This window comes from Rhizobium aouanii (assembly GCF_037002925.1).
Taxonomy (GTDB): Bacteria; Pseudomonadota; Alphaproteobacteria; order Rhizobiales; family Rhizobiaceae; genus Rhizobium; species Rhizobium aouanii.
The window spans coordinates 153,124-179,134 of sequence record NZ_JBAMYD010000003.1 but is presented as its reverse complement, the minus strand read 5'-3'; the positions used below and the strand labels follow the sequence as shown (position 1 = coordinate 179,134).

Here is a 26,011-nt window from a genome sequence, read left to right as displayed (position 1 = left end):
CGATTCTTTGACGGAAAGGCCGCGTAACGCGCTTTATCGGGAAAATTGTATCTTCCGATCCTTGCCGAAGGCTTTGCGTCCAAATTGCCTGAAAGGCAAGGTCTATTTGGAGATTTCAGACAGCGTATCGGTGCCGTGCTCGGCGGCGAGACGCCGCATTTCGGCGACCTTGGCCTGATATTCGGCTTCCGAGATTGCGCCTGCCTTGCGCCGGGCGGCAAGTGCCGTCAGCTGATGCTGCAGGTCGGCCGCCTGCTCGTCGCTCATCTGCACATTGGCGGCGGTCAGCGGCGCGCCGAAATTCGGATAGCCGTCCGGGTATTTTGCAAGGCCGCCCTCGGCCGCCTCGCCCTTGGTGGCCGGCATGACGACGGCGGTCGGTGCCGCTCGCTTGGCGGCGGCTGCGGCCTTTTGTTCCGCCGTCAGATTGCATCCGGCAAGGGCCATCGCCGCCGCGGCGCAGATCAGTGCGGTGCGGTTGAAGGTTGCGATGCGCCGAATGCCGTTCTTCGTCATGCCTCAAAAATCCAGTTTTGACTGCTTCGACTGTTAAATTTGTCGCAGCCACAAAGCAATAGCATGAGCCGATGCGGGTGGAACTTGTTTTCTCGTTCGATCACGATGTACAACGAATGGATAAAAAGAGTGGTGCTGCCGCCGGAGGAAATGGTGACCGACAGCAAGCAGGAGAATGGCGGCCAAAAGAATGGCGAAAAGGCCGGCTTCGACGCGACCGATCTCGATCCCTATCTGTTGAAGGATCCTGAGGCCATGGCGATGAATTTCGCCCGGGCGCTCGAAAATCTCGGACAAGCAGCGTCAGCCTGGCTTGCGCCGCGCGAACGCGGCGAGATCACCGAAAGCACCGTCGATCCGATGACCGACATGGTCAAGACGCTTTCCAAGGTCACCGAATACTGGATTTCTGATCCGCGCCGCACCTTCGAGGCGCAAACGCAGCTGATGTCCTCGTTCTTCGGCATCTGGATGCGCTCGATGCAGCGCATGCAAGGCACGCGCGGCATGCAGGGCGATCCCACGCCTCCCGAGCCGGACACCCGCAAGGACAAGCGTTTCTCGGACGAGGATTGGGAGAAGAATCCGTTCTTCGATTTTCTTCGCCAGGTCTATTTCGTCACGACCGACTGGGTAGAAAAGCTTGTGTCGGAAACCGATGGTCTCGACGAGCACACCAAACACAAGGCCGGCTTCTACGTGAAGCAGATCACGGCAGCGCTTTCGCCGACCAACTTCATCGCCACCAATCCGCAGCTCTACCGCGAGACGATCGCGACCAGCGGCGCCAATCTGGTGCGCGGGATGAAGATGCTGGCCGAGGATATCGCTGCTGGACATGGCGACCTTCGTCTTCGCCAGACCGACATGACGAAATTTGCCGTTGGCCGCGACATGGCGCTGACGCCAGGCAAGGTGATCGCCCAGAACGACATCTGCCAAATCATCCAGTACGAGGCTTCGACCGAAACCGTGCTGAAGCGGCCGCTGCTGATCTGCCCGCCCTGGATCAACAAATTCTATATTCTCGACCTCAACCCGCAAAAATCCTTCATCAAATGGTGCGTCGACCAGGGTCAGACGGTCTTCGTCATTTCCTGGGTCAACCCGGATGCGCGCCACGCCGACAAGGACTGGGCGGCCTATGCCCGCGAGGGCATCGATTTCGCGCTGGCAACGGTCGAGAAGGCGACAGGCGAAAAGGACGTCAACGCCGTCGGCTACTGCGTCGGCGGCACGCTGCTTGCGGCAACACTGGCACTGCATGCCAAGGAGAAGAACAAGCGCATCAAGACCGCCACACTCTTCACCACCCAGGTCGACTTCACCCATGCCGGCGACCTCAAGGTCTTCGTCGACGAGGAGCAGCTTGAATCGCTCGAAGAGCATATGCAGGCGGCCGGCTATCTCGACGGCACGAAGATGTCCATGGCCTTCAACATGTTGCGCGCCTCCGAGCTGATATGGCCTTATTTCGTCAACAACTACCTCAAGGGCCAGGATCCCCTGCCCTTCGACCTGTTGTTCTGGAACGCCGATTCGACCCGCATGGCAGCGGCAAACCATGCTTTCTACCTGCGCAATTGCTATCTCAAGAACGCGCTGACGCAGAACGAGATGATCCTCGACGGCAAGCCCGTGTCGCTGAAGGACGTGAAGATCCCGATCTATAATCTCGCCACCCGCGAGGATCACATCGCCCCTGCCAAGTCCGTCTTCCTCGGCAGCCGGTTCTTCGGCGGCAAGGTGGAATTCGTCGTGACCGGCTCCGGACACATCGCCGGCGTCGTTAATCCCCCCGACAGGAAGAAGTATCAATTCTGGACGGGCGGCCCCGCCAAGGGAGACTACGAGACCTGGCTCGAGCACGCGACGGAGACTCCAGGATCATGGTGGCCGCATTGGCAGGCCTGGATTGAGACGCATGACGGCAGACGCGTGCCGGCGCGCAAACCCGGCGGCGATGCGTTGAACGCGATCGAGGAAGCGCCGGGAAGTTATGTGATGGAGCGCGCCTGAGAAGGCCCAACGCATCTCTTTTTGAGACGTCGAAAGAAAGAGCGACGCCGCGTAAACAAATTAGAAACCATAATTCGTCATCCTTGCGAGACAGTCGGACGTCGTGGGTGGTCTAAATTCGGCCCATTTGCGCCTGTACCGGCCCCCGGCGAAGTGTAGTCAGTCAGTGCCGCCGGCCTGCGCAGCGAGTTTGAAAGACGAGTTTAGTATGGCGTGTGCGGTCGGGACGTTCGATGACGTCACCCCTCTTGGCGGATCTGCTTTCCGTTGGCGCAGATCTCGCGGTTTCCTTTACGGTGTTGTCGGCGCCGGATTTCTGACCTCCACCTGGCTGATCGCGACCTTCGCGACGATGCACTCGATTGCCACTCCCTATTCTCCGCCGGATCGCCTAGCACAGATGGCGACCGCGCCGAAGGTGGCGCCTTCACCGAGCCATGAGAGGCTGATCCATGTCGGCAAGGCCGACCGGCTGGCCGCCTTCGATGCGAAGCCGAAGGTCCCTCTGACCGCGACCCTCATCCAATCCCATGCCGAAAAGACCGCCGCCGCGGCAACGGCGCTTGCGGTTCTCGCCAAAAACAACCGGCTCGCCATGGCTGCCGAACAGTCGGTCGTGGCGGCGATCTCCGACAGCGCCAAATTCCGCAAGGATGATGTGATTGCGGCGGCGCCGGTCGAGCTCGCCTCGGCAGAGACGGAAGAAGACGACGGCGACCGGATCATCGTTCCGTCGAAAGAAGCCGTCGCCGCAGCCGAACTCCCGACCCTGCTGGCTCTTGCCGATGCCGGATCCCGGCAAATCGCGCCGGCTCCGGTCGAGCCAACCGCATCTCCCCTCAAAACGGCCTCCATTCCCGCATCGGAACCAGCTCCGGTGGTTGTCGCCGCCGCGGAAGACGCGCCACCCTTCGATCTCGTGTTGGCGCCGGACGAAGGTTCGGTGCCGCTGCCGATGGCGCGTCCTGACGGACTCATCGGCAAACCGACACCGGCCTCCAAGGGCTCTGAGCGCTCTGGCGAGCCTGTGCTTGCCTATGCCCAGCCGAACTCGCCGATCGAGGATGACGAGGACGATGCAGTGCCGCGCTACGACAAGCCGGTCTTCTCGCCGAAACTGCGCGCAGGCGTGGCGATCTACGATATCGAAAACAGCATCGTCTATTTGCCGAACGGCGAGCGGCTCGAGGCCCATTCCGGGCTCGGCAAGATGCGCGACAAGCCGCGTTTCGCCAACAAGAAGATGCGCGGACCGACGCCGCCGCACACCTATGTTCTCACCATGCGCGAGAGCCTTTTCCATGGCGTCGAGGCGCTGCGGCTGACGCCGATCGAGGGTTCGGACGCCATCTATGACCGTGTCGGCCTGCTTGCCCACACCTACATGCTCGGCAAGAACGGCGATTCCAACGGCTGCGTCTCCTTCAAGGACTACCGCCGCTTCCTCGCCGCCTACAAGCGCGGCGACATCAAGCAGCTCGTGGTGGTGCCGCGGCTGAACAACAAACCGTCTTCGACACTTGCCTCGCTGTTTTCGCGGCGCAGCTGAGGATTGGAGAGCACTGCCGCCTGCCCGGCAGCGGACGCTACTTCAACCAGGCTGCGATTCGCTCCACCGCCTCGGCGATCTCCGCCTGCGAGCCCGCATAGGACAGACGCAGGCTTCGATTTCCCTCCAGCGGATCGAAATCGAGACCGGGCGTTGCGGCGACGTCGATTTCCGCGAGCATGCGTTTGGCAAAGCCCATGCTGTCATTGGTGAAGCGGGTGACGTCGAGATAGGCGTAGAAGGCGCCATCCATCGGCGAAGCGATCGAAAACCCGATCTGCGGCAGTCGCCGCATCAGCAAATCGCGGTTGCCGGCGTAACTGGCCTTGTAATGATCGAGCTCGGCGCCGGCGCTGAGAGCGGCCGTGGCCGCGATCTGGGAGAGCTCGGGCGGGGATATATAGAGGCTCTGCGCCACCCGCTCGATCGGCCGAACCAGGCGTTCCGGCAGTACCATCCAGCCGATTCGCCAGCCGGTCATGCAATAATATTTGGAAAAGGAGTTGATGACGATCGCCTCGTCGGTCAGTTCCAGCGCGCTCGCCTCCTCGCCGGCGAAGGTCAGCCCGTGGTAGATTTCATCGGAGATGAAAGCGATGGAATGGGCCGCGCAGTAATCCGAAAGCGCCTTCAGCCCATCGCGGCCAGTCACCGTGCCAGTCGGATTGGCGGGGCTTGCGAGCAGTACGCCTTTCAGCGTCATGCCGCTTTCCATCTGCGCCGCTTCGAGGCTTTGCGGCGTCAGGGTGAAGTGGGTCTCGGCCGTTACCGGCACTTCGAGAACCTTCAGCCCTAGCGCGCCCAGGATATTGCGATAGGCAGGATAACCGGGTCTTGCGATCGCCACGGCATCGCCGGCATCGAAGAGCGACAGGAAGGCGAGATTGAAGCCGGCCGAGGAACCGGTGGTGATGGCGATGCGTCTGGGATCGATCTCCAGGCCGTGGCGATCCTTGTAGTGCCAGGCGAGCGCCGATTTCAGCCGCGCCGTCCCCAGCGCATCGGTATAACCGATCCGACCTTCGGCAAGGGCTGCGCGCGCCGCTTCGAGGGCCGCTAGAGGTGCGGGATGCGAGGGCTGGCCAACCGCCATCGAGATCACCGGATGGCCGGCCGCACGCCGCTTCGTCGCCTCCGCCAGGACGTCCATGGCGTGAAAAGGCTCGACTTCGCTGCGTTTCGATATGGAAAACAAGATCGTTTCTCGCTCAGCTTCTGCAATGACGGCCCGACAATTGCCGCATTAATCGGCTCATCACAATCCCGCGAGGGCCGCGTGGGGATGAAAAATTCTGATTTGAGCAGAACCGAACGCACCGTACCTTGACGCGACGCATTCAAGTCCATTAACCCGGCGACGGGTCTTCTCGACGAAGAGACGACCATATCGCCGATGACGAGGATATCATGGCATTCTTCCCGAAGACCTTCACCGCACTGGCGCTTGCCGCATCGATCGCCCTTCCGCTTCCGGCGGCAGCGCTCGACGACCAGCAGAAGAAGGAGTTCGGCGAATTCATCAAGCAATACCTGCTCGAGAACCCCGAGATCATGCTGGAAGTCCAGGATGCGCTGCAGAAGAAGCAGGAGGCCCAGCGGTCGGTGAAGGCCAATATGGCGATCGAAGAGAACAGCACCGACATCTTCGAATCGAAGAACGACGTCACGCTCGGCAATCCCAAGGGCGATGTCACCGTCGTCGAATTCTTCGATTATAATTGCAGCTACTGCCGCCATGCGCTTCCCGACATGCAGGCGATGCTGAAGAAGGACAAGAACGTCCGTTTCGTCCTCAAGGAATTCCCGATCCTCGGGCCGGATTCGATCGCCGCCCACAAGGTGGCCGACGCCTTCCGCAAGCTCGCGCCGGAGAAATATGCCGATTTCCACGTCGCCCTTCTCGGCACCGAAGGCCGTGCCTCTGACGAAACAGCGGTCGCGGTCGCTGCCTCGCTCGGCGTCAGCGAGGACAAGATCCGCGCCGAGATCGCAAAGAGCCCGAATGACGGTATAGTCCAGGCAACCTACCGGCTTGCCTCCAGTCTCGGCATCAGCGGCACGCCCTCCTATGTGATCGGCAACGAAATGGTGCCCGGCGCCGTCGGGCTTGACGATCTCGAAGCCAAGGTCAAGAACATGCGCAGCTGCGGCAAGACCGCCTGCTGAGTAATTAAAGCGCCGACCGTCAGCCCATCTAATCGCCAAAATCGAAGTGTTTCAACCATGTGGACAAATGTGGCACGATTGCCGCTGGGCAATCCGTAAGGGCTTTCATTCAGCCTTCGCGGAGTCTATAGGTTGCCGTCGTACATTTTACGGAACATTCGATGACGCAAACGATTTTTGTCCTGAACGGCCCCAACCTGAACATGCTGGGCAAACGAGAGCCTGGCATTTATGGCGGCAAGACGCTCAAGGACATCGAGCTGGACTGCAAGGCCGCAGGCCGCGAACTCGGTTTTGATATCGATTTCCGCCAGAGCAACCACGAAGGCGTGCTGGTCGACTGGTTCCACGAGGCCGAGGAACAGGCCGTGGGCGTTGCGATCAATGCGGGCGCCTATACGCATACATCGGTCGCACTGCATGATGCGATCCGCGCGATTTCCATTCCCGTCGTCGAGCTCCACATATCCAACGTGCATGCACGGGAAGAATTCCGCCACAAGTCGATGATCGCCCCGGCATGCAAAGGCGTGATCTGCGGCTTCGGGCCTCATAGCTACATCCTGGCGCTCCACGCGCTGAAGAACATCACGGCATAAGAAGAAGACAGGGCAACACCATGGCTGAAAAGAAATCGGGTATCGACCAGGCACTGATCCGCGATCTCGCCAATATTCTGAACGAAACGGATCTGACGGAGATCGAGGTCGAGCAGGACGACCTGCGCATCCGCGTTTCGCGCGCCGGCACGCCGCAATACGTCCAGGCGCCGATCGCAGCACCTGGTTATGCCGCGCCCGCAGCCGCCGCTGCGGCGGCCGTTGCTGCGCCTGCCGCAGCTCCCAGCCGTAACCCGGCCAATGTCGTCAATGCACCGATGGTGGGCACCGTCTACATGGCGCCGGCGCCGGGCGCGCGGCCGTTCATCGAAGTCGGCGCAACCGTCAAGGAAGGCCAGACGTTGATCATCATCGAAGCGATGAAGACGATGAACCAGATCCCCTCGCCGAAGTCAGGCAAGGTGACCGAGATCCTCGTCGATGACGGACATCCCGTCGAATACGGCCAAGCCCTCGTCGTCATCGAATAGGCCGATGCCCATGATTTCGAAAATCCTCATCGCCAATCGCGGGGAAATCGCCCTTCGCGTGCTCCGGGCTTGCAAGGAGCTCGGCATCGCCTGCGTCGTGGTTCATTCCACCGCCGACGCCGATGCCATGCATGTGCGCCTTGCCGACGAAAGTGTGTGCATCGGACCGCCCTCCTCGCGCGAGAGCTATCTCAACATCCACCAGATCGTCGCCGCCTGCGAGATCACCGGCGCTGACGCCGTGCATCCGGGTTACGGCTTTCTGTCGGAGAATGCCAAGTTCGCCGATATCCTCGAAGCCCACGGCATTACCTTCATTGGGCCGACGGCGGACCATATCCGCATCATGGGCGACAAGATCACCGCCAAGACAACGGCGCTGGAACTCGGCATTCCCGTCGTTCCGGGCTCGGACGGCGAAGTGAAGACCGAGGAGGATGCGCTGAAGACGGCCGCCGAAATCGGCTATCCCGTGCTGATCAAGGCCACGGCCGGCGGCGGCGGACGCGGCATGAAGGTCGCCAAGAGCGAGGCTGACCTGATCGAGGCCTGGTCGACGGCGCGCACGGAAGCGGCAGCCGCCTTCGGCAACGATGCCGTCTATATGGAAAAATATCTCGGCAAGCCGCGCCACATCGAAATTCAGGTGTTCGGTGACGGCGAAGGCAATGCCATCCATCTCGGCGAGCGCGATTGCTCGCTGCAGCGGCGCCATCAGAAGGTCTGGGAAGAGGCGAATTCGCCGGCACTCAACGTCGAGCAGCGCATGAAGATCGGCCAGGTCTGCGCCGACGCCATGAAGAAGCTGAAATATCGCGGCGCCGGCACGATCGAATTCCTCTACGAAAACGGCGAGTTCTATTTCATCGAAATGAACACCCGTCTGCAGGTGGAGCATCCGATCACCGAAGCGATCACCGGCATCGACCTGGTGCATGAGCAGATCCGCGTCGCTTCCGGCGGCGGTCTCTCGGTGACGCAGGACGAGGTGCATTTTTCCGGTCACGCCATCGAGTGCCGTATCAATGCCGAGCACCCGCGCACCTTCGTGCCCTCGCCCGGCACGATCACGCATTTCCACGCGCCGGGAGGCCTCGGCGTGCGCATCGATTCCGGTGCCTATCAGGGCTACAAGATCCCGCCCTACTACGACAGCCTCATCGGCAAGCTGATCGTGCACGGCCGTACCCGCGTCGAATGCATGATGCGGCTGCGCCGCGCGCTCGACGAATTCGTCGTCGACGGCATCAATACGACGCTGCCGCTGTTCCAGGATCTCGTCTCCAACCAGGATATCGCCAACGGCGACTATGACATCCACTGGCTGGAAGACTACCTCGCCAACACACCAGCGGCATAGGACAGGAATGGCAGGATCGCGCAGGAAGTCACCAGGCATAACCCCTGACGTTCTCCTGCGCGCCTATTCCATCGGCCTCTTCCCGATGGCCGAATCCGCCGATGACCCGGAGATCTTTTGGGTCGAACCGGAACTGCGTGGCGTGCTGCCGCTCGACCATTTCCACGTGTCGAAAAGCCTTGCCAAGGCAGTGCGCAAGAAACCCTTCGAGATCCGTTTCGATCACGCTTTCGATCAGGTCATCGCCGCCTGTGCGGAGGAAACATCCGGGCGCCCGAGCACCTGGATCAACAAGACGATCAGATCGCTTTACGCGACGCTCTTCGACATGGGTCATGCCCATACCGTCGAAGCCTGGGAGGGCGATAAACTGGTCGGCGGCCTCTACGGCGTCTCGCTCGGCTCGGCCTTCTTCGGCGAAAGCATGTTTTCGCGCCGGACGGATGCTTCGAAGATCTGCCTCGTTCATCTGGTCGACCGGCTGCGGGAAAGGGGCTTCACCCTGCTCGACACCCAGTTCACCACCGAGCACCTGAAGACGTTCGGAGCGATCGACGTTCCGAAGGCCGATTATGCCGCGATGCTTGCCGCGGCGATGGAATCGCCGCATCTGGAATTCTGAGGATCGTTTTCAGAGTAAAATCCGGCAGACAACATCGCCCCTTGCCACACGCCGGGTTGAGGAAGATGCGGCAGACCAGCGAAGACGCAGTTACTTCGCCTTGGCGCCGTCAGGCGCCGGGACATCCGAGTTTGCCTTGCAGTCTTTCAGCCAGACGTCGTAGATCGGGTGCTCGACAGCGTTGAGGCCGGGGCTGGCGGCGAACATCCAGCCGGTGAAGATGCGGCGGATCTTGCGGTCGAGGGTGATCTCGTCGACCTCGACGAAACCGTCGATCTTCTGTGCTTCCGACTGGTCGCGCGAATAGCAGGCTTTCGGTGTCACCTGCAATGCGCCGAACTGTACCGTCTCGTTGACGTAGACGTCGAAGGTCGTGATCCGGCCGGTGATCTTGTCGAGGCCGGAGAAGACGGCAACCGGATTTTCGATGCGTGCGGCATTTGCCGCAACCGCCGGAAGCAGGGCCGAGAGCGCCAGCAGCGATCCGGCGGCACGCAGCACCATGTTCCGCGTGAAGAGCTTCATATGTACCCGTCTCCAGACATTTTCAGTTCACGGCCGCGGTCAAGCGCAGCCAACCTGCGGGTAAAGGTCAATTGTGGCCAAAAGCCGGGTCTTGGGATCGCCCGGTCGAGCCGCCTCAGTTGCCCGGCGTCCAGGCGTCGTAGTCGCCGGTGACACGCGGCCGCTCGCCCGGAACGGCGATGGAGCCCGGCGGACGATAGGCCTGCGGCGAACCGGTATGGTTGGGACGGTGCGGCTTCTGCCACTCCTTGGCGACGTAGGTCTCCTTGGAGGGGGGAACATCGGTGCGATGATGCATCCAGCCATGCCAGCCCGGCGGAATGGCGGAGGCTTCGGCATAACCCTTGTAGATCACCCAACGCTTCGGCAGACCGTAGGAGGACATGCCGCCTTCGTAGTAGACGTTGCCGAATTCATCCTCGCCGACGCGCTTGCCAAAACGCCAGGTCGCAAAACGCGTGCCCATCGTCTGACCGTTCCACCAGGTAAAGGTCTGAACCAGAAGATTCCACATGTCTTTTCCTTGTGCCCGCCAGATGCGAGCCAAACCAGAATTCGTTTCCTCGCTTATGCCGTCGCCAAGCCGAATTGTCCAGCGATTCCACGACGGCCATGGGTCATTTCAAAGCCATCTTGAAACCGAGATGCGAGGGCTTGAAGCCCAGCCTTTCATAGAAACGGTGGGCATCCTTGCGTACTGCATTCGAGGTCAACGCTACCCGCCCGATACCGCGGCCTTTTGCCTCGGCAATGGCGAATTCGATCATCAGTCCGCCGACCCCCTGCCCGCGCATATCGGCGCGCGTCTGCACCGCCTCGATGATCATCGCCGAGGAGCCACGACCGGTGAGCGAGGTCGTCACCATCGTCTGGAACGTGCCGACGACCTCGCCGCCACGCTCTGCGACGTAAAGCGTCTGGTCGGGCGAAGCCTCGATGACGGCGAAGGCCCTGAGATAATCCGGGAAAGCTTCAGCTTCCGTGGTATCGCCGTGACCGCCGAGCGCATCGGCGGCAAACATAGCCACCAGCGCCGGCAGATCGTCCTTGCGAGCTTCACGGATATTCAAATCTTGTGGCATCACACTTTTCTACCTATGTAAAAATCGGACGATGATTGTTGCGGAAGGAAAAAGACGGATGTTCTTGAGCGATATCCGTGAGGTCAGATACTCCGCGAGGGATATTCGGCTTAGAATTGCACTATCAACACTGGTGATAGTTGTCTTCGGCTTCTGGATTTTCGATAGGACTTTGAATTCGTTTTTCCTGTTCCTGCTCTGTGGGCCGCCAATTGCGTACTACCTATTTCGCAATCTTTATGTCCTGATCTTTTCATCCAATAAGACGATCATTGCGATAGGCCCAAATGGCTTCAAAGATCTTCGGCTAATGCAAGAATTAATTCCGTGGCCAGCAGTCGCACGCATCGAGGCTGCGGCACCCACCCTGGCGCAAAGGATTCTACGAACAATTTTTCTGGTTCTGGGCAACCTGTTGTCCGCATCGCCGGGAACGGACGCAGAAGGCACCGGAGATACAATCGCTGTCTGGTGCCGACCAGACGGCATTCAGGGTCGCAAACCGATGTTCTCACTATTCCATACCGCACGTGCCACGAATGATCTTCGGCAACTACGCATCGAAACGAGTGGTCTTACCGTCAGCAAGGAGCGACTGATGCAACTGCTCCAGACCTACCACACCCACCACAGCAAGGCACTCAACGATACAGGCGTTTAACCCGCCAAGCGCTTTTCCAACACCAATGCCGGAATGCCGGATTGCCCGGCTTCGCTATTCTCATTGCGGCCGATCTCGGTGAAGCCGTGCGTGAGATAGAAGGCGATCGCCGCAGCATTCTGCGGTTCGACTTCGAGGCGCATGATCTCGGCATCGGGAAAGCAAGTTTCGAGCTCGGCGAAGATATCGCGGCCGATACCTTGGCGCTGCAGCGCCGGCCCGACATAGAGGAGATGCAGCATGACCGTCTTCGTCAATTGCTGCGACATTGCCGCATAACCCATGCCGCCGATATTGCGGCCGTCATCGGCAACGAGGAATTCGGCATCCTTTCGCACGAGGCGCGTCTTCAGCGCCGCCGGCGAAAAGAGATGGGCGATCAGATCCGCCACCTTGGCTCTGCCATGCAGGCTGTCATAGGTGGCATGAAAGCTCTCCACCAAGAGGGCGCGCACCTTCTCCAGGTCGTGCTCGCCGGCGGTGCGGACGAAATACACCCGCTTACTCCTCGATGCCGAGCTTCGCCTTGACGAGGGCCTGGACAGCCTGCGGATTGGCCTTGCCGCCGGTCGCCTTCATCACCTGGCCGACGAACCATGCCGCCATGGTCGGCTTCGCCTTGACCTTTTCGACCTGTTCGGGATTGGCGGCGATGATCTCGTCCACGGCCTTTTCGATCGCGCCGGTATCCGTCACCTGCTTCATGCCGCGTGCTTCGACGATCTCGGCGGGATCGCCGCCCTCGTTGAGCACGATCTCGAAGAGATCCTTGGCGATCTTGCCGGAGATGGTTTCGGCCTTGATGAGATCGATGATGGCGCCGAGCTGAGCCGGCGAAACCGGGGTCTGCTCGATGTCCTTGCCGGTGCGGTTCAGGGCGCCGAGCAGATCGTTGATCACCCAGTTGGCGGCCGTTTTGCCGTCACGGCCTGCGGCGACCGCTTCGAAATAATCGGCGATCGCTTTTTCGGAAACGAGCACCGAGGCGTCGTAGATCGACAGCCCGAGCTCGCGCACGAAGCGCTCCTTCTTGTCGTCAGGCAGTTCCGGCAGATCGGCTTCGAGCGCCTTGATGAAGGCATCGTCGAATTCGAGCGGCAGCAGGTCCGGATCGGGGAAATAACGATAATCGTGCGCATCCTCCTTGGAGCGCATCGAGCGCGTCTCGCCCTTGTTCGGGTCGAACAGGCGGGTCTCCTGATCGATCTTGCCGCCGTCCTCCAGAATGCCAATCTGGCGACGGGCTTCGTATTCGATCGCCTGACCGATGAAACGGATGGAGTTGACGTTCTTGATTTCGCAACGCGTGCCGAAATCTTCGCCCGGCCGGCGGACGGAGACGTTGACGTCGGCGCGCATAGAGCCCTCGTCCATGTTGCCGTCGCAGGTGCCGAGATAACGCACGATCGAGCGCAGCTTGGTCATATAGGCCTTGGCCTCGTCGGACGAGCGCATGTCGGGCTTGGAGACGATCTCCATCAGAGCGACGCCGGAACGGTTGAGGTCGACATAGGACATGGTTGCGTGCTGGTCATGCATCGACTTGCCGGCATCCTGCTCCAGATGCAGGCGCTCGATGCCGATCTCGATATCCTCGAACTGGCCCTGGCGGTCCGGCCCGAGCGAAATGACGATCTTGCCCTCGCCGACGATCGGATCCTTGAACTGCGAGATCTGATAGCCCTGCGGCAGGTCGGGATAGAAATAGTTCTTGCGATCAAACAGCGAGCGCTTGTTGATCTGGGCTTTCAGGCCGAGGCCGGTGCGCACCGCCTGCTTGACGCATTCCTCATTGATGACAGGCAGCATGCCGGGCATGGCAGCGTCGACCATCGAGACATTCGAATTCTGCGGCTTGCCGAATTCCGTCGAAGCGCCGGAGAAAAGCTTCGAATTGGACAGCACCTGGGCATGGACTTCCATGCCGACGATGACTTCCCAGTCGCCGGTGGCGCCGGGGATGAAGCGTTTCGGATCAGGTGTGCGGACGTCGACAAGGGTCATCTGATGCTCTTTGCAGGCTGTTCTTTTCCACTGTGAGGTAAAGGAAATGGCGTGCCGGTGCAAGGCTTTCGCCATGGCGCGCATTGCGGTTTTGCCGTCCATTAACGCAGCCGCGGTAGGGTTCCCCTATGACGATGACCGATATTATCAAATGGGCCTTGCTGTTTCTGGCGCTGAACCTTTTGGTATTCTCGATCTATTTCTTCGACAAGCAGGCGTCGCGCCACGGCAAGCGGCGCATCAGCGAGCGCACGCTTCTTTTGCTTGCGCTGATCGGCGGCAGCCTTGGCGCGGTGGCGGCACAGCAGCTGTTGCGGCACAAGACGAGAAAGGAGCCGTTCCGGTCAATCCTGGCGGCGATCCTGATCCTGCATGGCGCACTGATTGCTGCGCTGGCCTTCGTGCCGCAATGGAGCTTTCTGCTTCCTCAGGATTTCTGAAGCGTCAGAATTCCTGCCCATATCCACCTTGGCCGTCCGAAACGAGCTGTTTCGTCAATCCAACGGAGGGTACGTCTCGATCAAGCTTCGGATTGTAGGCGACCGAGAGCCAATGGATGCTGTAGCCGTGCTTCCGGAAGAAGCCAATCGCCTCGCTGTTGCCGGAATGGGTCTGCATCGCCGCCTTCTCGAAGCCCTGATCGGCGATCTCCTTTTCGATGCGGACGAGAAGGGCCGAACCGAGGCCCTGGCGGGTGAATGCGGGATCGATCCAGAAATCCGAGATGGTTTCGTCCAATCCCTCGCGTGCTGCCCAGCCTGCGACCTGGCCGTTCTGCTCGACGACGGTGATAGTTAGCCAGTCGTTTTCCACGAAATTCCGGAAGGCGCTGCGCGCTGCGTCGACCATCGCGTCCGATTCGCCGATCGACGCCATCGCCTTTTGCCAGGCTCTGAGCCCGATCTCGCTCAATAGCTCCGCTTCACCGTCGCGGGCATTGCGAATGTGGATCAACGACACCTCCGCGTTACCCCGCAACTAGACCATTGAGTCGCGAATTTTACCAGTAGCTCCAACGGGATGATCGACCGAAACTGCGGTTGTCGACTGGTTTTGAGAGACAAGTACGCTCTTGACCGTATTTTCCGGGCTGAATAATAGGTCTTATCGAGGTGTTTTATGTTGAGCCTGCCTGAGACCCGGTAAAGGCCCTGCCCGCAAGTTCGCTTGCGCGCATGGGCCCGAAAAAACGAAACCCTGACGTTCGAGTGAGCGCCAGATCGTTTTTGTGCGCCCTGCCGGGCGCGATACCGGATCTCAACACATGGACATTTCTCGCACGGAGCAGCGCATCCTGCATCTCATGGCCCAAGGCGGCCGCATTGAAATTACCCGCGACGACGACAGGAAGATCGAAGCGGTCAGTTGCTTCACTCGCGACGGCTGGCTCTATCCCGGCGTCGACCTCGATCTCTTCCGCAGGCTGAAGCGGCTGAGGGCAATCAAGTCCTCAGGAGGTCACCCCTACCGGATCACCGAAAGAGGGCTGAGTTTGGTCAGGTCGCAGCTGAACAACAGGTAATCGTGGCACTTCCGATCGCGTCTCGAACGGGCGCGATCGGCGGTATCGCCTCAAGCCTTTGCAGAAAGTTCCGCCCGCATCGCCGACCACTCGTCGGCCATCGAGCCCATGCCGCGCCTCTTGCCGGCGCGGCGATACCAGTAGTCGGCGTTCCAGTCATCGCCCTCGATGCGATGGCAAAGGGCGTGCCCCCAGTCGAACGGCTGTTCGCCTTCGTGGCGCTGGCAGATGTCGTGGACCGCCTGCCACTCCGCGCCCATGGTGAAACCGCCGGCAGAGAGGCGATCGAATGCCTCGATCAACTGCGCAAGATCATCGCTGGCCATAAAACCTTCTCCTGGTTCCGGCTATCAATCGGTCAACCATGCAGCAAAGCCGACGGCGCCGACCGTTTCGTGGTCGGCAGCCGCTATTCTTCGGATCGTTAGATCCGTTACCACCACTTGGCCGGCGTAAACCGGCCGGCCGCCTGCTCGATGACATGGGCGGTCTTGAAGAGGGTTTCCTCGTCGAAGGGCTTGCCGATGAGCTGCAGGCCGAGGGGCAGTCCCTTATGGTCAAGGCCGGCCGGTACGGCGATGCCGGGCAGGCCCGCCATGTTGACCGTCACCGTAAAGATGTCGTTCAGATACATCTTCACCGGATCGGCGGCGAGGTTCTCATCGGCAACTCCAAAGGCGGACGACGGCGTTGCCGGCGTCAGGATGGCATCGACGCCGGCGTCGAAGGCGAGTTCGAAATCGCGCTTGATCAGCGTGCGCACCTTCTGGGCGCGGATGTAATAGGCATCGTAATAACCGGCCGACAGCACATAGGTGCCGATCATGATGCGGCGCTTGACTTCCTTGCCGAAGCCCGCGGCACGCGTCTTCTCGTACATGTCGACGATATCCTTGCCGTCGACGCGCAGGCCGTAGCGCACGCCGTCGTAGCGCGCGAGGTTCGAGGATGCCTCGGCGGGAGCGACGATGTAATAGGCCGGAAGTGCGTATTTGGTGTGCGGCAGCGAGATGTCGACGATTTCGGCACCCGCTTCCTTCAGCCAGGCGATGCCCTGGCGCCAAAGGGTCTCAATCTCATCCGGCATGCCGTCGACACGGTATTCGTTCGGAATGCCGATCTTCATGCCTTTCAGCGATCGGCCGAGAGCTGCTTCGTAATCCGGCACCGGCAGATCGACCGATGTCGTGTCCTTTGCGTCGACGCTTGCCATCGACTTCAAAAGGATCGCGGCATCGCGCACGTCGCGGGCGATCGGGCCTGCCTGGTCGAGCGAGGAAGCGAAGGCGACTGTGCCCCAGCGCGAGCAACGGCCATAGGTCGGCTTGATGCCGACGGTGCCGGTGAAGGCAGCCGGCTGGCGGATCGAGCCGCCGGTATCGGTCGCGGTCGCGCCGGCGCAAAGATGGGCGGCAACGGCTGAGGCCGAACCGCCCGATGAGCCGCCGGGCACGAGCTGCTGGTTGGAGCCTGCGGCACGCCAGGGATTGATCACAGCGCCGTAATGCGAGGTCTCGTTGGACGAGCCCATGGCGAACTCGTCCATGTTCAGCTTGCCGAGCATGACGGCGCCGTCATCCCAGAGGTTCTGCGTGACGGTCGATTCATAACGCGGCTCGAAACCATCGAGAATGTGGCTGCAGGCCTGGGTGTGAACGCCGACGGTGGCGAAGAGATCCTTGATGCCGAGCGGAATGCCTTCGAGTTCGCCTGCCTTGCCGGCGGCGATGCGCTCGTCGGAGTTCTTCGCCATGACGCGGGCGAGATCCGGCGTGATCTTGATATAGGCATTCAACCGGTCATTGGCTGCGTCGATCGCCGAGATATAGGCTTCGGTCAGTTCGATCGCGGTGATTTCCTTGGCGCGCAGCTTCTGGCGGGCTTCGGCAATGGTCAGGCTGGTGAGTTCGCTCATCGTGTTTTCGCTTCAGATCTGGAAATGGCAACAGGGTCGGAAAGAGGCTTCGAAGCCTTATTCGACGACTTTCGGCACCAGGAAAAAATTGTGGTCGGTGACGGGCGCATTGGCGACGATATCGGCTGCCTTGCTGCCGTCGGTCACCTCATCGGGCCGCTTCTTCATCGCCGTCGGGGTCACCGACGTCATCGCCTCGACGCCCTCGACATTCACTTCGGAGAGTTGCTCGACGAAGCCAAGGATGCCGTTCAGCTCGCCGACCATGCGATTTGCCTCGTCCTCGGAGACGGCAATACGGGCAAGGTGGGCGACACGCTTCACGGTGGCAAGATCGACGGACATGGCATTCTCCGGATAGGATTTTTCCTACCCGCTATAAAGGCCATGTCCGCCTGACGCAACGGGGTTTCGTCAGATCGACAGGCTCTCGGAAGGCCTGATCGCCTTCACATCCGTCTTCGATCCGTCCATGCCGGCAACGAATTTTTCCGCCGTCTGGTCGATGATCGGAAAGGTGCCGTAGTGGCAGGGGATCGCGGTCTTGAAGTTGAAATAGCGCCGGCAGGCAAGGGCCGCCACCGCGCCGCCCATGGTGAAGCGGTCACCGACCGGCACGAAACCGATATCAGGCTGGTGCAATTCGTTGATCAGCGCCATGTCGGAAAAGATGTCGGTATCGCCCATGGCAAGGATCGAGGCTTCGTCGTCGAAATGCAGCATCAGGCCGTTGGCATTACCGAGCGCATGCGAGACGCCGTCCTCGGTGATCTGGGCGGAGGAGTGCAGCGCGTTGGTGAAGGTTGCCGAGAAGCTGCCGAGCGCGATCGTGCCGCCGGTATTGCCCATCTCGATCTTGTCGACGCCCTTGGAGCCAAGCCAGGCTGCAAGATCGGCATTGGCGAGAACGACGGCGCCGGTTTCCTTGGCGAGTGCCACGGTATCGCCGACATGATCGCCATGGCCATGCGTCAACAGGATGTGGGTGATGCCGGCGGAGACATCCTTGATATCCTGGCCGGAAAAGGAGGCGTTATAGCTGAGGAATGGATCGAGCAGGATCTTCGCCTTTGATGTCTCGATGCGGAAGGCGGAATGGCCGAGCCAGGTGATCTTCATGAAATGTCTCCTTTATTACGTGATGCAAAGCCGGTTTCGATGCCACATCAAAGAATGAGAGCATGATGTCGTCCGAAAACCGCTCACACTTTTCGGCGTCATGCCCTAAAACGCTTCGCGATCTTTCAGATTCGCTCCTAGCATTTTAGGTCTTTGTTTTTGCGCATGTCGTTATCGCAAAACCGCGGCACACTTTTGCGCGACATGCTTTAAGGACATATCTTACGTGGCCGCAAAGAAAAGCGGCGGCGACTTCAATTTGTTTTGACGGGATGAAACGGCGATGACGGTGCTGACGATCGAGGAAATGGCCGAGACGCTTGTCCCGCGACAGGCGATTGCCGGCCTCGATCTCGGCACCAAGACAATCGGGCTTTCGATGTCCGATCTCGGGCGGCGTTTCGCCACGCCGCGCACAGTGATCCGCCGCGTCAAGTTCACCATCGATGCCCAGGCGCTCTTGGACTTCGCACAATCGGAAAAGGTCGCAGGCTTCATCATCGGCCTGCCGATGAACATGGATGGATCGGCGGGTCCGCGCGTGCAGGCGACGCGCGCCTTCGTGCGCAATATGGAGCAGAAGACGGCGTTGCCCTTCGTCTATTGGGACGAGCGGCTTTCGACGGTTGCCGCCGAACGGACGCTGCTCGAAATGGACGTTTCGCGCGCCAAGCGGGCCGAACGGATCGATTCGGCCGCGGCAAGCTTCATCCTTCAGGGCGCGCTTGACAGGCTATCCTTGCTGGCAAGGTCTGATGGAGATGAATTCAGCGCCTGACGCGTCTTCCACCAGGCGATGATCGATTTGCGCTTCCGGAAGGCCAGGATGGCGAAGACGACGAGGCTGTCCACCGCAATCGCGCGGGCAACCAGCGGCGGGATGGTCTCCGGCGGAATGCCGAGCGCCTTGCCGTAAAGCTCGAAGGTCAGGTCATGGACCTGCCGGCTCAGCATAAAGATGCCGAAACTCATGTCGTAATAGGAGAGCCAGTACCATCCGCCCAGAAAGACGATGGGGCCGGCCCAGAAGATCAGAAACCACTTCATGCGGCCTCTCCTCCATGCTTGCGCGCGACAGGCAGATCAAGAGAGACCAACCAGGTCGACAAAGCCATGATACAAAGCACGAGCGTCGGAGTTGCGATATCCAGCGCCAGGACTGCGAAAAACATCATCGCCGCCACCAAAAACACTGCCTTGGCGATCTTGGTTCCCATGGTCGTCAACTCGGGTCTTCTACTCATACAATCTCTGCTGAGACCACACTGTCGGGTTAACCAGCCCCACGCAACGTAAACCATTTGTTAAGGTTAATGCTACGCCCGCCCCCTGTGGATGAGCAGATATCAGCCGTAGACGCCGCGCACGATGCGCTTCAGCGCCGTCGCCGCCTTCTCCCAATCCTTCGGCGTCTTCAGCGACAGGCCGGCACACTGCCCGCCGGCTGCGGCGGACAGCACAAGGTGCTGGATCGCGGCGATGACAATGGCGTTGACGGCTGCCGCATCCACGCCCTTCGGCGGCGCCAGCGAGCCGCGCATGCGCTCCAGCCAAAGAGCAAGCGCCTTCGAACGCGCCTCGGACAACCGCCTCACCTGCTCGGTGTTTTCCGATATCTCCCAGGCGAGGATGCGGCGCATCAGTGGATCGTTTCTCAAGGCGTCGAGGAGGAGAAGCGACAGCCGCTCCATCAGGTCACCATAGGTGAGCAGGAACATGCCGCCCGCGTCTTCCGGAATGCGATCCTTCACCCATGTGCCGAGATCGGCGCCGATCGCCTCGACCAAGCCGTCGAGGCCGCCATAGTAACGATAGATCAGCTGCTTGTCGCAACCGGCGCGGCGCGCGACCGCGTTGATGCCGAAATTCTGGAAGCCTTCCTCAGCGAGCAGCCCCTTGGCGGCGGCAAGGATTGCGCGCTCGGTGGCACCGCGATCACGCGCGCGCCGTTCCGGCCCCTCGCCGGTCCCGGGTGAATTTTCAAGATTTACGGCTTCATTCAGCATGATCGACCCTTCCCCGCTGTCACCAATCGGTGAGTAGCGGGGAAGCTGCATGCAATCAATCCTATCCCTTTGGGAAGATTGTGGATATTCGAGCCGGACCGTTGATTGTCCGTCGAACGGATGTGGAAGGCTGCACGTTGGGCGGCCCGGATCGGTTCAGAAATCTCGTGCCAGCGGTTGATCGTGATGGACGAACCCGGCATAGCTGCATTATGGACAAATCTAACAATCTCCGCTAAGGCCCTGCAATGGTGAACTATATCGAAGCCTCTACTGCGCCCCCGAAGAATACGGGCGCCATCCGGCTTTATGACGCGCAAGCATTCGAGGGCATGCGCAAGGCATGCCAGCTGACCGCGCGCTGCCTCGATGCGCTTGCCGACATCGTCAAGCCCGGCCTGCTGACCGATGAGATCGACAGGTTCGTCTTCGATTTCGGCATGGATCACGGCGCCTATCCGGCGACGCTGAACTATCGCGGCTACACCAAATCGACCTGCACCTCGATCAACCACGTCGTCTGCCATGGCATTCCGAACGATAAGCCGCTGCGTGACGGCGACATCGTCAATATCGACGTCACCTACGTGCTCGACGGCTGGCACGGCGATTCCAGCCGGATGTATCCTGTCGGCGTCGTCAAGCGTGCTGCCGAGCGGCTGCTCGACGTCACCTATGAATCGCTGATGCGCGGCATTGCCGCCGTCAGGCCCGGCGCCCGCACCGGCGCGATCGGCGAGGCGATCCAGACTTATGCAGAGGCCGAGCGCTGTTCGGTGGTGCGCGATTTCTGCGGCCACGGTGTCGGCCGGTTGTTCCACGATTCGCCGAATATCCTGCATTACGGCCGCGCCAATGAGGGGCCGGAGCTGCGCGAAGGCATGATCTTCACCATCGAGCCGATGATCAACCTCGGCCGGCCGCATGTGAAGGTGCTGGCCGACGGCTGGACCGCGGTCACCCGCGACCGCTCGCTTTCAGCCCAGTACGAACATACGGTCGGCGTCACCTCCGATGGCTGCGAGATCTTCACGCTGTCGCCGGGTGGGCTCGACCGCCCCGGTCTGCCGTCGCACAACGGGTGAAGGTCTGATGGCGAAGGGGCCTGTTTCGACATCTTCCGACGACGAGCTGCCTTTCGAGACGCAAGAGCCGATTGCCGCCGACGAACGTTCGTTCTTTGCAGGCCAGCCGCAGAAACCGTCCGCACCAAATGCCAGGGCCGCCCTACCCGCCTCACTCGCCGGCCAAGAGCATTATCACGGCCATCGCGAGCGGTTGCGTGACCGCTTCCGGGAGCAAGGCGATGCGGCGCTGGCCGACTACGAAATCCTCGAACTGCTGCTTTTCCGCCTGATCCCGCGACGCGACACCAAGCCGATCGCCAAGGCGCTGATCGAACGGTTCGGCTCGCTCGCCGGCGTTTTCGGTGCGCCTCAGGCGCTGCTGATGGAGGTCAAGGGCGTCGGCGAGGCCGTGGCGCTCGACCTGAAGCTGATCTCGACTGTCGCCCACCGGACGCTGAAGAGCGAACTCAGGAGCAAACAGGTCCTGTCCTCGTGGTCTTCGGTCATCCAGTATTGCCATGCCGCCATGGCGCACGAGACCCGCGAGCAGTTCCGCATCCTTTTCCTCGACAAGCGCAATGTGCTGATCGCCGATGAGGTGCAGGGCCGCGGCACGGTCGACCATACGCCGGTCTATCCGCGCGAGGTGGTCAAACGCGCGCTTGAGCTTTCGGCAACGGCGATGATCCTCGTGCACAATCATCCCTCCGGCGATCCCACGCCATCGCGCGCCGACATCGACATGACGAAGGTGATCATCGATGCCGCCAAGGCGCTCGATATCACCGTCCACGACCACGTCATCATCGGCAAGGATGGCCATGTCAGCCTGAAGGGGCTGAAGCTGATCTGAACAAACACTACGACCGATCGCCGACGAGATGCAGCCCCGGCGCGTCGACCATGCCCCCGGTCCATCCGCGAGAATACTGAGGAATGCTGGAGTTGACAGCAGTCGGCGGTGCGGGATTGTATGCAGTTCTGCACCGCTACTCACTGGACAATGCCCGCCCGAAATACCGAGAAGATGAAACTCCATGACGATCCGCAGCGGCAACACCGATCGATCGACCCGGCTCTGCCGCGAAGTGCTCTGCCTCGATGACTTTGAAATAAAGGCGCGGCGACATCTGCCAAAGCCGCTGTTCGGTTATATTGCAGGCGCGACCGAGACCAATGCATCGCTACGGCATAATGCAGAGGCTTTCCAGGCCTATGCCTTCCGACCTCGTGTCCTTCGGGACGTCTCGAAACGCAGCACCGAGACGAGCCTCTTCGGCAAGACCCATGCCGCACCATTCGGCATCGCGCCGATGGGTATCAGCGCGCTGATGGCCTATCGAGGTGACATCGTGCTCGCGCAAGGAGCGGATCAATCGGGAATCCCGATGATCATAAGCGGTTCATCGCTTGTCCCTTTGGAAGAGATCGCTGCGGTTTCGCCGCAAGCATGGTTTCAGGCCTATCTCCCCGGCGAACCCGACCGTATCGACGCTCTCATCGATCGCGTCGGCGCGGCCGGCTTGCGCACGCTTCTGCTGACCGTGGACACAGCCACGCTGCCAAACCGTGAAAACAATGTAAGGGCCGGGTTTTCGACGCCTCTGCGTCCCGGTCTCCGCCTGGCATGGCAGGGCATCTCGCACCCGCGCTGGACCGCCGGCACATTCCTGCGCACGATCGTCCGGCACGGTATTCCGCATTTTGAAAATTCCTATGCCACAAGAGGCGCGCCGATCATCTCCTCGAATGTCACGCGAGATTTCGGCAGGCGCGACCATCTCAACTGGAACCATCTGGAGCGGATACGCAACAGATGGTCCGGCAAACTCGTGGTCAAGGGGATCATGCATCCTGACGACGCGGCCCGGGCTGTCGACACCGGAGCGGATGGCGTAATCGTCTCCAACCATGGCGGCCGCCAGCTCGACGGCACCGCATCTCCCCTCCAGGTCCTTCCGGAGATTGCATCCCGTGTTGGAGACCGCGTTGCCGTCATGGTCGATGGCGGGTTCAGGCGTGGAACGGACATCATGAAGGCCCTGGCGCTCGGGGCTTGTTTCGTGTTCGTGGGCAGGCCGTTCCTTTATGCCGCAGCCGTCGCGGGCCTACCGGGCGTGCTCAAGGCGGCCGATATCCTGAAGACGGAACTGCATAGCAATATGGCGCTGCTCGGCGTCACCAAGGTGGGCGATATTTCGGCGGACTACATCACCCGCGCATGAAATGCCGTCGAGCCACAGAACATGGCAAGAACCCCTGCCGGTGTTCGTCGGCTACGACCCATGGCGTAAAGCTGTTTCTCGCAGGGCTCACTTGCCCGAAAAAGCACCCGTCAGGACCAATCAGATGGTCGTAAAACAATCTGTAACATTGACCGGCTAACGATGGACGGGCGACATTTTGCGTTGCAATATGATTCCTTTCCAATCCGGGGCTTGATGATGCTTCAGTACGATCTCGTTGTGGTGGGCAGCGGTCCCGCAGGGCGCCGCGGCGCGATCCAGGCGTCAAAACTCGGCAAGAAAGTGCTTGTCATCGAGCAGGGAAAACGCGTCGGCGGCGTATCCGTGCATACCGGCACCATCCCTTCCAAAACGCTGCGCGAGACTGCGCTTAATCTTTCCGGCTGGCGCGAACGCGGCTTCTACGGCCGGTCTTACCGCGTCAAGGAAGAGATCAGTGCAGATGACCTGCGCCGCCGCCTGCTGATTACGCTCAACCACGAGGTCGAGGTGCTGGAACACCAGTTCGCCCGCAACCGCGTGCAGCATATTCGCGGCAAGGCGAGCTTCATCGATGCGTCGACGCTGCAGGTGATCAAGGATGACGGCGAGACCACGCAGGTCACCGCCGCCAGCGTGCTGCTCGCCGTCGGCACAAAGCCGTTCCGCCCCGATTACATGCCCTTCGACGGCAAGACCGTTCTCGACAGCGACGAACTGCTCGACATCCAGGACCTGCCGCGATCGATGGTGGTCATCGGCGCCGGCGTCATCGGAATCGAATATGCGACGATCTTCAGCGCGCTCGACACCGCCGTCACCGTCATCGACCCGAAGGCGACAATGCTCGACTTCATCGACAAGGAAATCATCGAGGATTTTACCTACCAGCTGCGCGACCGCAACATGAAGCTGCTGCTCGGCCAGAAGGCCGACAAGGTGGAGAGGCTCGAAAACGGCAAGGTCGGACTGACACTCGACAGCGGCCGGCGCCTGACGACCGACATGGTGCTTTTCGCCGCCGGCCGCATGGGGGCGACTGATGCGCTGAACCTTCAGGCCATAGGCCTCGAAGCCGACAGCCGCGGCCGTCTCAAGGTCAATCCGGAAACCTTCCAGACATCGGTTGCCAACATCTACGCCGCCGGCGACGTCGTCGGCTTTCCGAGCCTTGCCTCGACCTCGATGGAACAGGGCCGCATCGCCGCCCGCGTCGCGGTCGGCGCGGTCGCCAAGGAGCCGCCGAAATATTTCCCCTACGGCATCTATGCCGTGCCGGAGATTTCGACCTGCGGCCTGACCGAAGAAGAGATGAAGGAGCGCGGTATTCCCTATGAATGCGGCATCGCCCGCTTCCGCGAGACGTCGCGCGGCCATATCATGGGCCTCGACACCGGGCTTTTGAAGCTGATCTTCTCGCTGAAGACACGCCGCCTGCTCGGCGTGCATATCGTCGGCGAAGGCGCCACCGAGCTGGTGCATATCGGCCAGGCGGTGCTCAATCTCAAAGGGACCGTCGAATATTTCGTCGAGAACACCTTCAACTATCCGACGCTCGCCGAAGCCTACAAGATCGCCGGCCTCGATGCCTGGAACCGGATGGGCGACATCAAGTCGGAGCTCTAAAGTCCGTCGCATCGTCGAGGGAACTGCCGTCTAAGTCCGGCCACCAAAACGGAGCCGAATGACATTGCGCATCATCTCGCTGAACGCATGGGGCGGCAGGCTTCATGAGGCGCTGAATGAATATGTGACGGCGGCCGAACCCGACGTGCTGTGCCTGCAGGAGGTTTTGCGCGCACCCGGCACCCGCTCAGGCTGGTCGGTCTATCGGGACGGCGATGTCGAGCTGCCGCAGCGCTTCAATCTCTTTACCGAGATCAGCACCGCCCTGCCCGGCCATGACGGCTTCTTCTGCCCGACATCGAGAGGCGAACTCTTCGATGGCGATAGCGCCATTGTCGCCGAATTCGGGCTAGCGACCTTCGTGCGCAAAACGCATTCCGTCATCGCCCAAGGGCTGGGCTTCGTGCATGGCCGTTTTTCCGCCGATGGCTGGGGCGAACATCCTCGGCCGCGAAACGCCCATTGCATCCGTCTCTTCAGCCATGAGTGCGCTTCTACCGTGACCATCGCCCACATGCATGGCCTGCGCGATCCCGCAGGCAAGGGCGACACAACGGCCCGCGAAGAGCAGGCCATAGCGTTGGTCAGGCTCATCGACCGTGTCTGGCCAGGCGACGAAAATCTCGTCGTCTGCGGTGATTTCAACGTGCTGCCCGATAGCGCGACCTTTGCTATTCTCGCCAGACTCGGGCTTTCCGACCTCGTCACCGGAAGCGGCCTTGTAGACACGCGAACCTCCTACTATCTGAAGCAGGGCCGCTTTGCCGACTACATGCTGGTGACGCCGGGGATGAAGGTTGCCAAATTCGAGGTGGTCGAGGCGCCCGAAGTCTCCGACCATCGCGCATTGCTGCTCGATATCGGGTAGTATATTGAGGAATGATACACTTCGCGAAGCGTTTGCGCGCCGTACCGTTTTTTTACGCCTTAGTTTGAC

At 60.7% G+C, this 26,011-nt stretch carries 31 protein-coding genes; 16 read left to right on the top strand and 15 right to left on the bottom strand.

Going from position 1 to position 26,011, the window contains the following annotated elements; all coding sequences use genetic code 11:
* Positions 1-102 precede the first annotated feature (102 nt).
* A complete protein-coding gene (locus V8P77_RS06680; protein WP_131640206.1) occupies positions 103-516 on the bottom strand; it encodes an SHOCT domain-containing protein in 414 nt (137 codons plus the stop codon).
* Between the two features lie 150 nt (positions 517-666).
* Here V8P77_RS06680 and V8P77_RS06675 point away from each other — a divergent pair, with 150 nt between their 5' ends.
* Together V8P77_RS06675 and V8P77_RS06670 are read left to right on the top strand one after the other, a co-directional pair.
* A complete protein-coding gene (locus tag V8P77_RS06675; RefSeq protein ID WP_335911536.1) occupies positions 667-2,535 on the top strand; it encodes a PHA/PHB synthase family protein in 1,869 nt (622 codons plus the stop codon).
* A gap of 208 nt (positions 2,536-2,743) precedes the next feature.
* The gene (locus V8P77_RS06670) at positions 2,744-4,084 is read left to right on the top strand and encodes a tlde1 domain-containing protein (RefSeq protein WP_335911344.1); all 1,341 of its coding nucleotides are present in this window, start codon (positions 2,744-2,746) and stop codon (positions 4,082-4,084) included.
* A 37-nt stretch (positions 4,085-4,121) separates the two neighbouring features.
* Here V8P77_RS06670 and V8P77_RS06665 read toward each other — a convergent pair whose 3' ends face one another.
* Positions 4,122-5,279 carry a pyridoxal phosphate-dependent aminotransferase gene (locus V8P77_RS06665; protein WP_335911343.1) on the bottom strand — a complete coding sequence of 386 codons (1,158 nt, stop codon included), beginning with the start codon at positions 5,277-5,279 and terminating at the stop codon, positions 4,122-4,124.
* A gap of 212 nt (positions 5,280-5,491) precedes the next feature.
* Between V8P77_RS06665 and V8P77_RS06660 the strand changes: the two genes are divergently transcribed.
* From V8P77_RS06660 to aat, 5 genes are all read left to right on the top strand, one after another.
* Positions 5,492-6,250 (top strand): DsbA family protein, encoded by a 759-nt coding sequence (locus V8P77_RS06660; protein WP_335911342.1) that lies wholly within the window; start codon positions 5,492-5,494, stop codon positions 6,248-6,250.
* 161 nt (positions 6,251-6,411) lie between these two features.
* The gene (aroQ, locus tag V8P77_RS06655; RefSeq protein WP_335911341.1) at positions 6,412-6,849 is read left to right on the top strand and encodes a type II 3-dehydroquinate dehydratase; all 438 of its coding nucleotides are present in this window, start codon (positions 6,412-6,414) and stop codon (positions 6,847-6,849) included.
* Positions 6,850-6,869: 20 nt separating this feature from the next.
* Complete coding sequence (gene accB, locus V8P77_RS06650) at positions 6,870-7,340, top strand: acetyl-CoA carboxylase biotin carboxyl carrier protein (RefSeq protein WP_017960236.1); 471 nt, start codon at positions 6,870-6,872, stop codon at positions 7,338-7,340.
* 4 nt (positions 7,341-7,344) lie between these two features.
* Positions 7,345-8,700 carry an acetyl-CoA carboxylase biotin carboxylase subunit gene (gene accC, locus V8P77_RS06645; protein WP_017960235.1) on the top strand — a complete coding sequence of 452 codons (1,356 nt, stop codon included), beginning with the start codon at positions 7,345-7,347 and terminating at the stop codon, positions 8,698-8,700.
* A 7-nt stretch (positions 8,701-8,707) separates the two neighbouring features.
* On the top strand, positions 8,708-9,322 hold the full coding sequence (gene aat, locus V8P77_RS06640; protein WP_335911340.1) for a leucyl/phenylalanyl-tRNA--protein transferase: 615 nt from the start codon (positions 8,708-8,710) through the stop codon (positions 9,320-9,322).
* A gap of 90 nt (positions 9,323-9,412) precedes the next feature.
* Here aat and V8P77_RS06635 read toward each other — a convergent pair whose 3' ends face one another.
* From V8P77_RS06635 to V8P77_RS06625, 3 genes are all read right to left on the bottom strand, one after another.
* The gene (locus tag V8P77_RS06635) at positions 9,413-9,847 is read right to left on the bottom strand and encodes a DUF2155 domain-containing protein (RefSeq protein ID WP_335911339.1); all 435 of its coding nucleotides are present in this window, start codon (positions 9,845-9,847) and stop codon (positions 9,413-9,415) included.
* A gap of 115 nt (positions 9,848-9,962) precedes the next feature.
* Positions 9,963-10,361 (bottom strand): NADH:ubiquinone oxidoreductase subunit NDUFA12, encoded by a 399-nt coding sequence (locus V8P77_RS06630; RefSeq protein WP_020049728.1) that lies wholly within the window; start codon positions 10,359-10,361, stop codon positions 9,963-9,965.
* Positions 10,362-10,464: 103 nt separating this feature from the next.
* Positions 10,465-10,929 (bottom strand): GNAT family N-acetyltransferase, encoded by a 465-nt coding sequence (locus V8P77_RS06625; RefSeq protein WP_335911338.1) that lies wholly within the window; start codon positions 10,927-10,929, stop codon positions 10,465-10,467.
* A gap of 58 nt (positions 10,930-10,987) precedes the next feature.
* Here V8P77_RS06625 and V8P77_RS06620 point away from each other — a divergent pair, with 58 nt between their 5' ends.
* The gene (locus V8P77_RS06620; protein ID WP_335911337.1) at positions 10,988-11,590 is read left to right on the top strand and encodes a hypothetical protein; all 603 of its coding nucleotides are present in this window, start codon (positions 10,988-10,990) and stop codon (positions 11,588-11,590) included.
* Here V8P77_RS06620 and V8P77_RS06615 read toward each other — a convergent pair.
* The gene (locus V8P77_RS06615; protein ID WP_335911336.1) at positions 11,587-12,087 is read right to left on the bottom strand and encodes a GNAT family N-acetyltransferase; all 501 of its coding nucleotides are present in this window, start codon (positions 12,085-12,087) and stop codon (positions 11,587-11,589) included. The two genes, V8P77_RS06620 and V8P77_RS06615, sit on opposite strands and share 4 nt — an antisense overlap.
* 4 nt (positions 12,088-12,091) lie before the next feature.
* Complete coding sequence (gene gatB / locus V8P77_RS06610) at positions 12,092-13,594, bottom strand: Asp-tRNA(Asn)/Glu-tRNA(Gln) amidotransferase subunit GatB (protein ID WP_335911335.1); 1,503 nt, start codon at positions 13,592-13,594, stop codon at positions 12,092-12,094.
* Between the two features lie 128 nt (positions 13,595-13,722).
* Between gatB and V8P77_RS06605 the strand changes: the two genes are divergently transcribed.
* Complete coding sequence (locus V8P77_RS06605; protein ID WP_335911334.1) at positions 13,723-14,034, top strand: DUF1294 domain-containing protein; 312 nt, start codon at positions 13,723-13,725, stop codon at positions 14,032-14,034.
* Positions 14,035-14,038: 4 nt separating this feature from the next.
* Here the strand turns inward: V8P77_RS06605 and V8P77_RS06600 are convergent, their stop codons facing one another.
* Positions 14,039-14,548 carry a GNAT family N-acetyltransferase gene (locus V8P77_RS06600; RefSeq protein WP_335911333.1) on the bottom strand — a complete coding sequence of 170 codons (510 nt, stop codon included), beginning with the start codon at positions 14,546-14,548 and terminating at the stop codon, positions 14,039-14,041.
* 310 nt (positions 14,549-14,858) lie between these two features.
* Between V8P77_RS06600 and V8P77_RS06595 the strand changes: the two genes are divergently transcribed.
* A complete protein-coding gene (locus V8P77_RS06595) occupies positions 14,859-15,116 on the top strand; it encodes a YjhX family toxin (protein WP_012757267.1) in 258 nt (85 codons plus the stop codon).
* Between the two features lie 50 nt (positions 15,117-15,166).
* Here the strand turns inward: V8P77_RS06595 and V8P77_RS06590 are convergent, their stop codons facing one another.
* The 4 genes from V8P77_RS06590 to V8P77_RS06575 all read right to left on the bottom strand — a co-directional run bounded on the left by V8P77_RS06590 (position 15,167) and on the right by V8P77_RS06575 (position 18,150).
* Positions 15,167-15,442, bottom strand: a complete 276-nt coding sequence (locus V8P77_RS06590; RefSeq protein WP_335911332.1) for a hypothetical protein — start codon at positions 15,440-15,442, stop codon at positions 15,167-15,169.
* 107 nt (positions 15,443-15,549) lie between these two features.
* Positions 15,550-17,031, bottom strand: coding sequence for an Asp-tRNA(Asn)/Glu-tRNA(Gln) amidotransferase subunit GatA (gatA, locus tag V8P77_RS06585; protein WP_335911331.1), 1,482 nt, complete (start codon positions 17,029-17,031; stop codon positions 15,550-15,552).
* 57 nt (positions 17,032-17,088) lie between these two features.
* Positions 17,089-17,376 (bottom strand): Asp-tRNA(Asn)/Glu-tRNA(Gln) amidotransferase subunit GatC, encoded by a 288-nt coding sequence (gene gatC, locus V8P77_RS06580; RefSeq protein WP_335911330.1) that lies wholly within the window; start codon positions 17,374-17,376, stop codon positions 17,089-17,091.
* A gap of 69 nt (positions 17,377-17,445) precedes the next feature.
* The gene (locus V8P77_RS06575) at positions 17,446-18,150 is read right to left on the bottom strand and encodes a metal-dependent hydrolase (RefSeq protein WP_011651680.1); all 705 of its coding nucleotides are present in this window, start codon (positions 18,148-18,150) and stop codon (positions 17,446-17,448) included.
* A gap of 283 nt (positions 18,151-18,433) precedes the next feature.
* On the opposite strand from V8P77_RS06575, the gene ruvX reads away from it, so the two are divergent.
* Positions 18,434-18,928 carry a Holliday junction resolvase RuvX gene (gene ruvX, locus V8P77_RS06570; protein WP_017960224.1) on the top strand — a complete coding sequence of 165 codons (495 nt, stop codon included), beginning with the start codon at positions 18,434-18,436 and terminating at the stop codon, positions 18,926-18,928.
* Here ruvX and V8P77_RS06565 read toward each other — a convergent pair.
* From V8P77_RS06565 to V8P77_RS06555, 3 genes are all read right to left on the bottom strand, one after another.
* Positions 18,865-19,197, bottom strand: a complete 333-nt coding sequence (locus V8P77_RS06565; RefSeq protein ID WP_077981153.1) for a DUF6105 family protein — start codon at positions 19,195-19,197, stop codon at positions 18,865-18,867. The genes ruvX and V8P77_RS06565 overlap by 64 nt on opposite strands.
* Positions 19,194-19,367, bottom strand: coding sequence for a hypothetical protein (locus tag V8P77_RS06560; RefSeq protein WP_026158656.1), 174 nt, complete (start codon positions 19,365-19,367; stop codon positions 19,194-19,196). Before V8P77_RS06560 ends, V8P77_RS06565 begins: the two co-directional genes overlap by 4 nt.
* A gap of 129 nt (positions 19,368-19,496) precedes the next feature.
* Positions 19,497-20,156: a TetR/AcrR family transcriptional regulator gene (locus V8P77_RS06555; RefSeq protein WP_335911329.1), complete on the bottom strand. Its 660-nt coding sequence runs from the start codon at positions 20,154-20,156 to the stop codon at positions 19,497-19,499.
* Between the two features lie 248 nt (positions 20,157-20,404).
* Here V8P77_RS06555 and map point away from each other — a divergent pair, with 248 nt between their 5' ends.
* The 5 genes from map to V8P77_RS06530 all read left to right on the top strand — a co-directional run bounded on the left by map (position 20,405) and on the right by V8P77_RS06530 (position 25,942).
* Positions 20,405-21,241: a type I methionyl aminopeptidase gene (map, locus tag V8P77_RS06550; RefSeq protein WP_335911328.1), complete on the top strand. Its 837-nt coding sequence runs from the start codon at positions 20,405-20,407 to the stop codon at positions 21,239-21,241.
* Positions 21,242-21,248: 7 nt separating this feature from the next.
* On the top strand, positions 21,249-22,076 hold the full coding sequence (gene radC, locus V8P77_RS06545) for a RadC family protein (protein ID WP_335911327.1): 828 nt from the start codon (positions 21,249-21,251) through the stop codon (positions 22,074-22,076).
* A gap of 184 nt (positions 22,077-22,260) precedes the next feature.
* Positions 22,261-23,448, top strand: coding sequence for an alpha-hydroxy acid oxidase (locus V8P77_RS06540; RefSeq protein WP_335911326.1), 1,188 nt, complete (start codon positions 22,261-22,263; stop codon positions 23,446-23,448).
* Positions 23,449-23,667: 219 nt separating this feature from the next.
* Positions 23,668-25,074, top strand: a complete 1,407-nt coding sequence (gene sthA / locus V8P77_RS06535) for a Si-specific NAD(P)(+) transhydrogenase (protein WP_222341376.1) — start codon at positions 23,668-23,670, stop codon at positions 25,072-25,074.
* Positions 25,075-25,132: 58 nt separating this feature from the next.
* Positions 25,133-25,942, top strand: coding sequence for an endonuclease/exonuclease/phosphatase family protein (locus V8P77_RS06530; protein ID WP_335911325.1), 810 nt, complete (start codon positions 25,133-25,135; stop codon positions 25,940-25,942).
* Positions 25,943-26,011 lie beyond the last annotated feature (69 nt).

Coding starts and splice junctions, on each gene's coding strand:
- V8P77_RS06680 (WP_131640206.1), bottom strand. CDS start 516: ATGACGAAGAACGGCATTCGGCGCATCGCAACCTTCAACCGCACCGCA.
- V8P77_RS06675 (WP_335911536.1), top strand. CDS start 667: ATGGTGACCGACAGCAAGCAGGAGAATGGCGGCCAAAAGAATGGCGAA.
- V8P77_RS06670 (WP_335911344.1), top strand. CDS start 2,744: ATGGCGTGTGCGGTCGGGACGTTCGATGACGTCACCCCTCTTGGCGGA.
- V8P77_RS06660 (WP_335911342.1), top strand. CDS start 5,492: ATGGCATTCTTCCCGAAGACCTTCACCGCACTGGCGCTTGCCGCATCG.
- aroQ (WP_335911341.1), top strand. CDS start 6,412: ATGACGCAAACGATTTTTGTCCTGAACGGCCCCAACCTGAACATGCTG.
- accB (WP_017960236.1), top strand. CDS start 6,870: ATGGCTGAAAAGAAATCGGGTATCGACCAGGCACTGATCCGCGATCTC.
- accC (WP_017960235.1), top strand. CDS start 7,345: ATGCCCATGATTTCGAAAATCCTCATCGCCAATCGCGGGGAAATCGCC.
- aat (WP_335911340.1), top strand. CDS start 8,708: ATGGCAGGATCGCGCAGGAAGTCACCAGGCATAACCCCTGACGTTCTC.
- V8P77_RS06635 (WP_335911339.1), bottom strand. CDS start 9,847: ATGAAGCTCTTCACGCGGAACATGGTGCTGCGTGCCGCCGGATCGCTG.
- V8P77_RS06630 (WP_020049728.1), bottom strand. CDS start 10,361: ATGTGGAATCTTCTGGTTCAGACCTTTACCTGGTGGAACGGTCAGACG.
- V8P77_RS06625 (WP_335911338.1), bottom strand. CDS start 10,929: ATGCCACAAGATTTGAATATCCGTGAAGCTCGCAAGGACGATCTGCCG.
- V8P77_RS06620 (WP_335911337.1), top strand. CDS start 10,988: ATGTTCTTGAGCGATATCCGTGAGGTCAGATACTCCGCGAGGGATATT.
- gatB (WP_335911335.1), bottom strand. CDS start 13,594: ATGACCCTTGTCGACGTCCGCACACCTGATCCGAAACGCTTCATCCCC.
- V8P77_RS06605 (WP_335911334.1), top strand. CDS start 13,723: ATGACGATGACCGATATTATCAAATGGGCCTTGCTGTTTCTGGCGCTG.
- V8P77_RS06595 (WP_012757267.1), top strand. CDS start 14,859: ATGGACATTTCTCGCACGGAGCAGCGCATCCTGCATCTCATGGCCCAA.
- V8P77_RS06590 (WP_335911332.1), bottom strand. CDS start 15,442: ATGGCCAGCGATGATCTTGCGCAGTTGATCGAGGCATTCGATCGCCTC.
- gatA (WP_335911331.1), bottom strand. CDS start 17,031: ATGAGCGAACTCACCAGCCTGACCATTGCCGAAGCCCGCCAGAAGCTG.
- gatC (WP_335911330.1), bottom strand. CDS start 17,376: ATGTCCGTCGATCTTGCCACCGTGAAGCGTGTCGCCCACCTTGCCCGT.
- V8P77_RS06575 (WP_011651680.1), bottom strand. CDS start 18,150: ATGAAGATCACCTGGCTCGGCCATTCCGCCTTCCGCATCGAGACATCA.
- ruvX (WP_017960224.1), top strand. CDS start 18,434: ATGACGGTGCTGACGATCGAGGAAATGGCCGAGACGCTTGTCCCGCGA.
- V8P77_RS06565 (WP_077981153.1), bottom strand. CDS start 19,197: ATGAAGTGGTTTCTGATCTTCTGGGCCGGCCCCATCGTCTTTCTGGGC.
- V8P77_RS06560 (WP_026158656.1), bottom strand. CDS start 19,367: ATGGGAACCAAGATCGCCAAGGCAGTGTTTTTGGTGGCGGCGATGATG.
- V8P77_RS06555 (WP_335911329.1), bottom strand. CDS start 20,156: ATGCTGAATGAAGCCGTAAATCTTGAAAATTCACCCGGGACCGGCGAG.
- map (WP_335911328.1), top strand. CDS start 20,405: ATGGTGAACTATATCGAAGCCTCTACTGCGCCCCCGAAGAATACGGGC.
- radC (WP_335911327.1), top strand. CDS start 21,249: ATGGCGAAGGGGCCTGTTTCGACATCTTCCGACGACGAGCTGCCTTTC.
- V8P77_RS06540 (WP_335911326.1), top strand. CDS start 22,261: ATGACGATCCGCAGCGGCAACACCGATCGATCGACCCGGCTCTGCCGC.
- sthA (WP_222341376.1), top strand. CDS start 23,668: ATGCTTCAGTACGATCTCGTTGTGGTGGGCAGCGGTCCCGCAGGGCGC.
- V8P77_RS06530 (WP_335911325.1), top strand. CDS start 25,133: ATGACATTGCGCATCATCTCGCTGAACGCATGGGGCGGCAGGCTTCAT.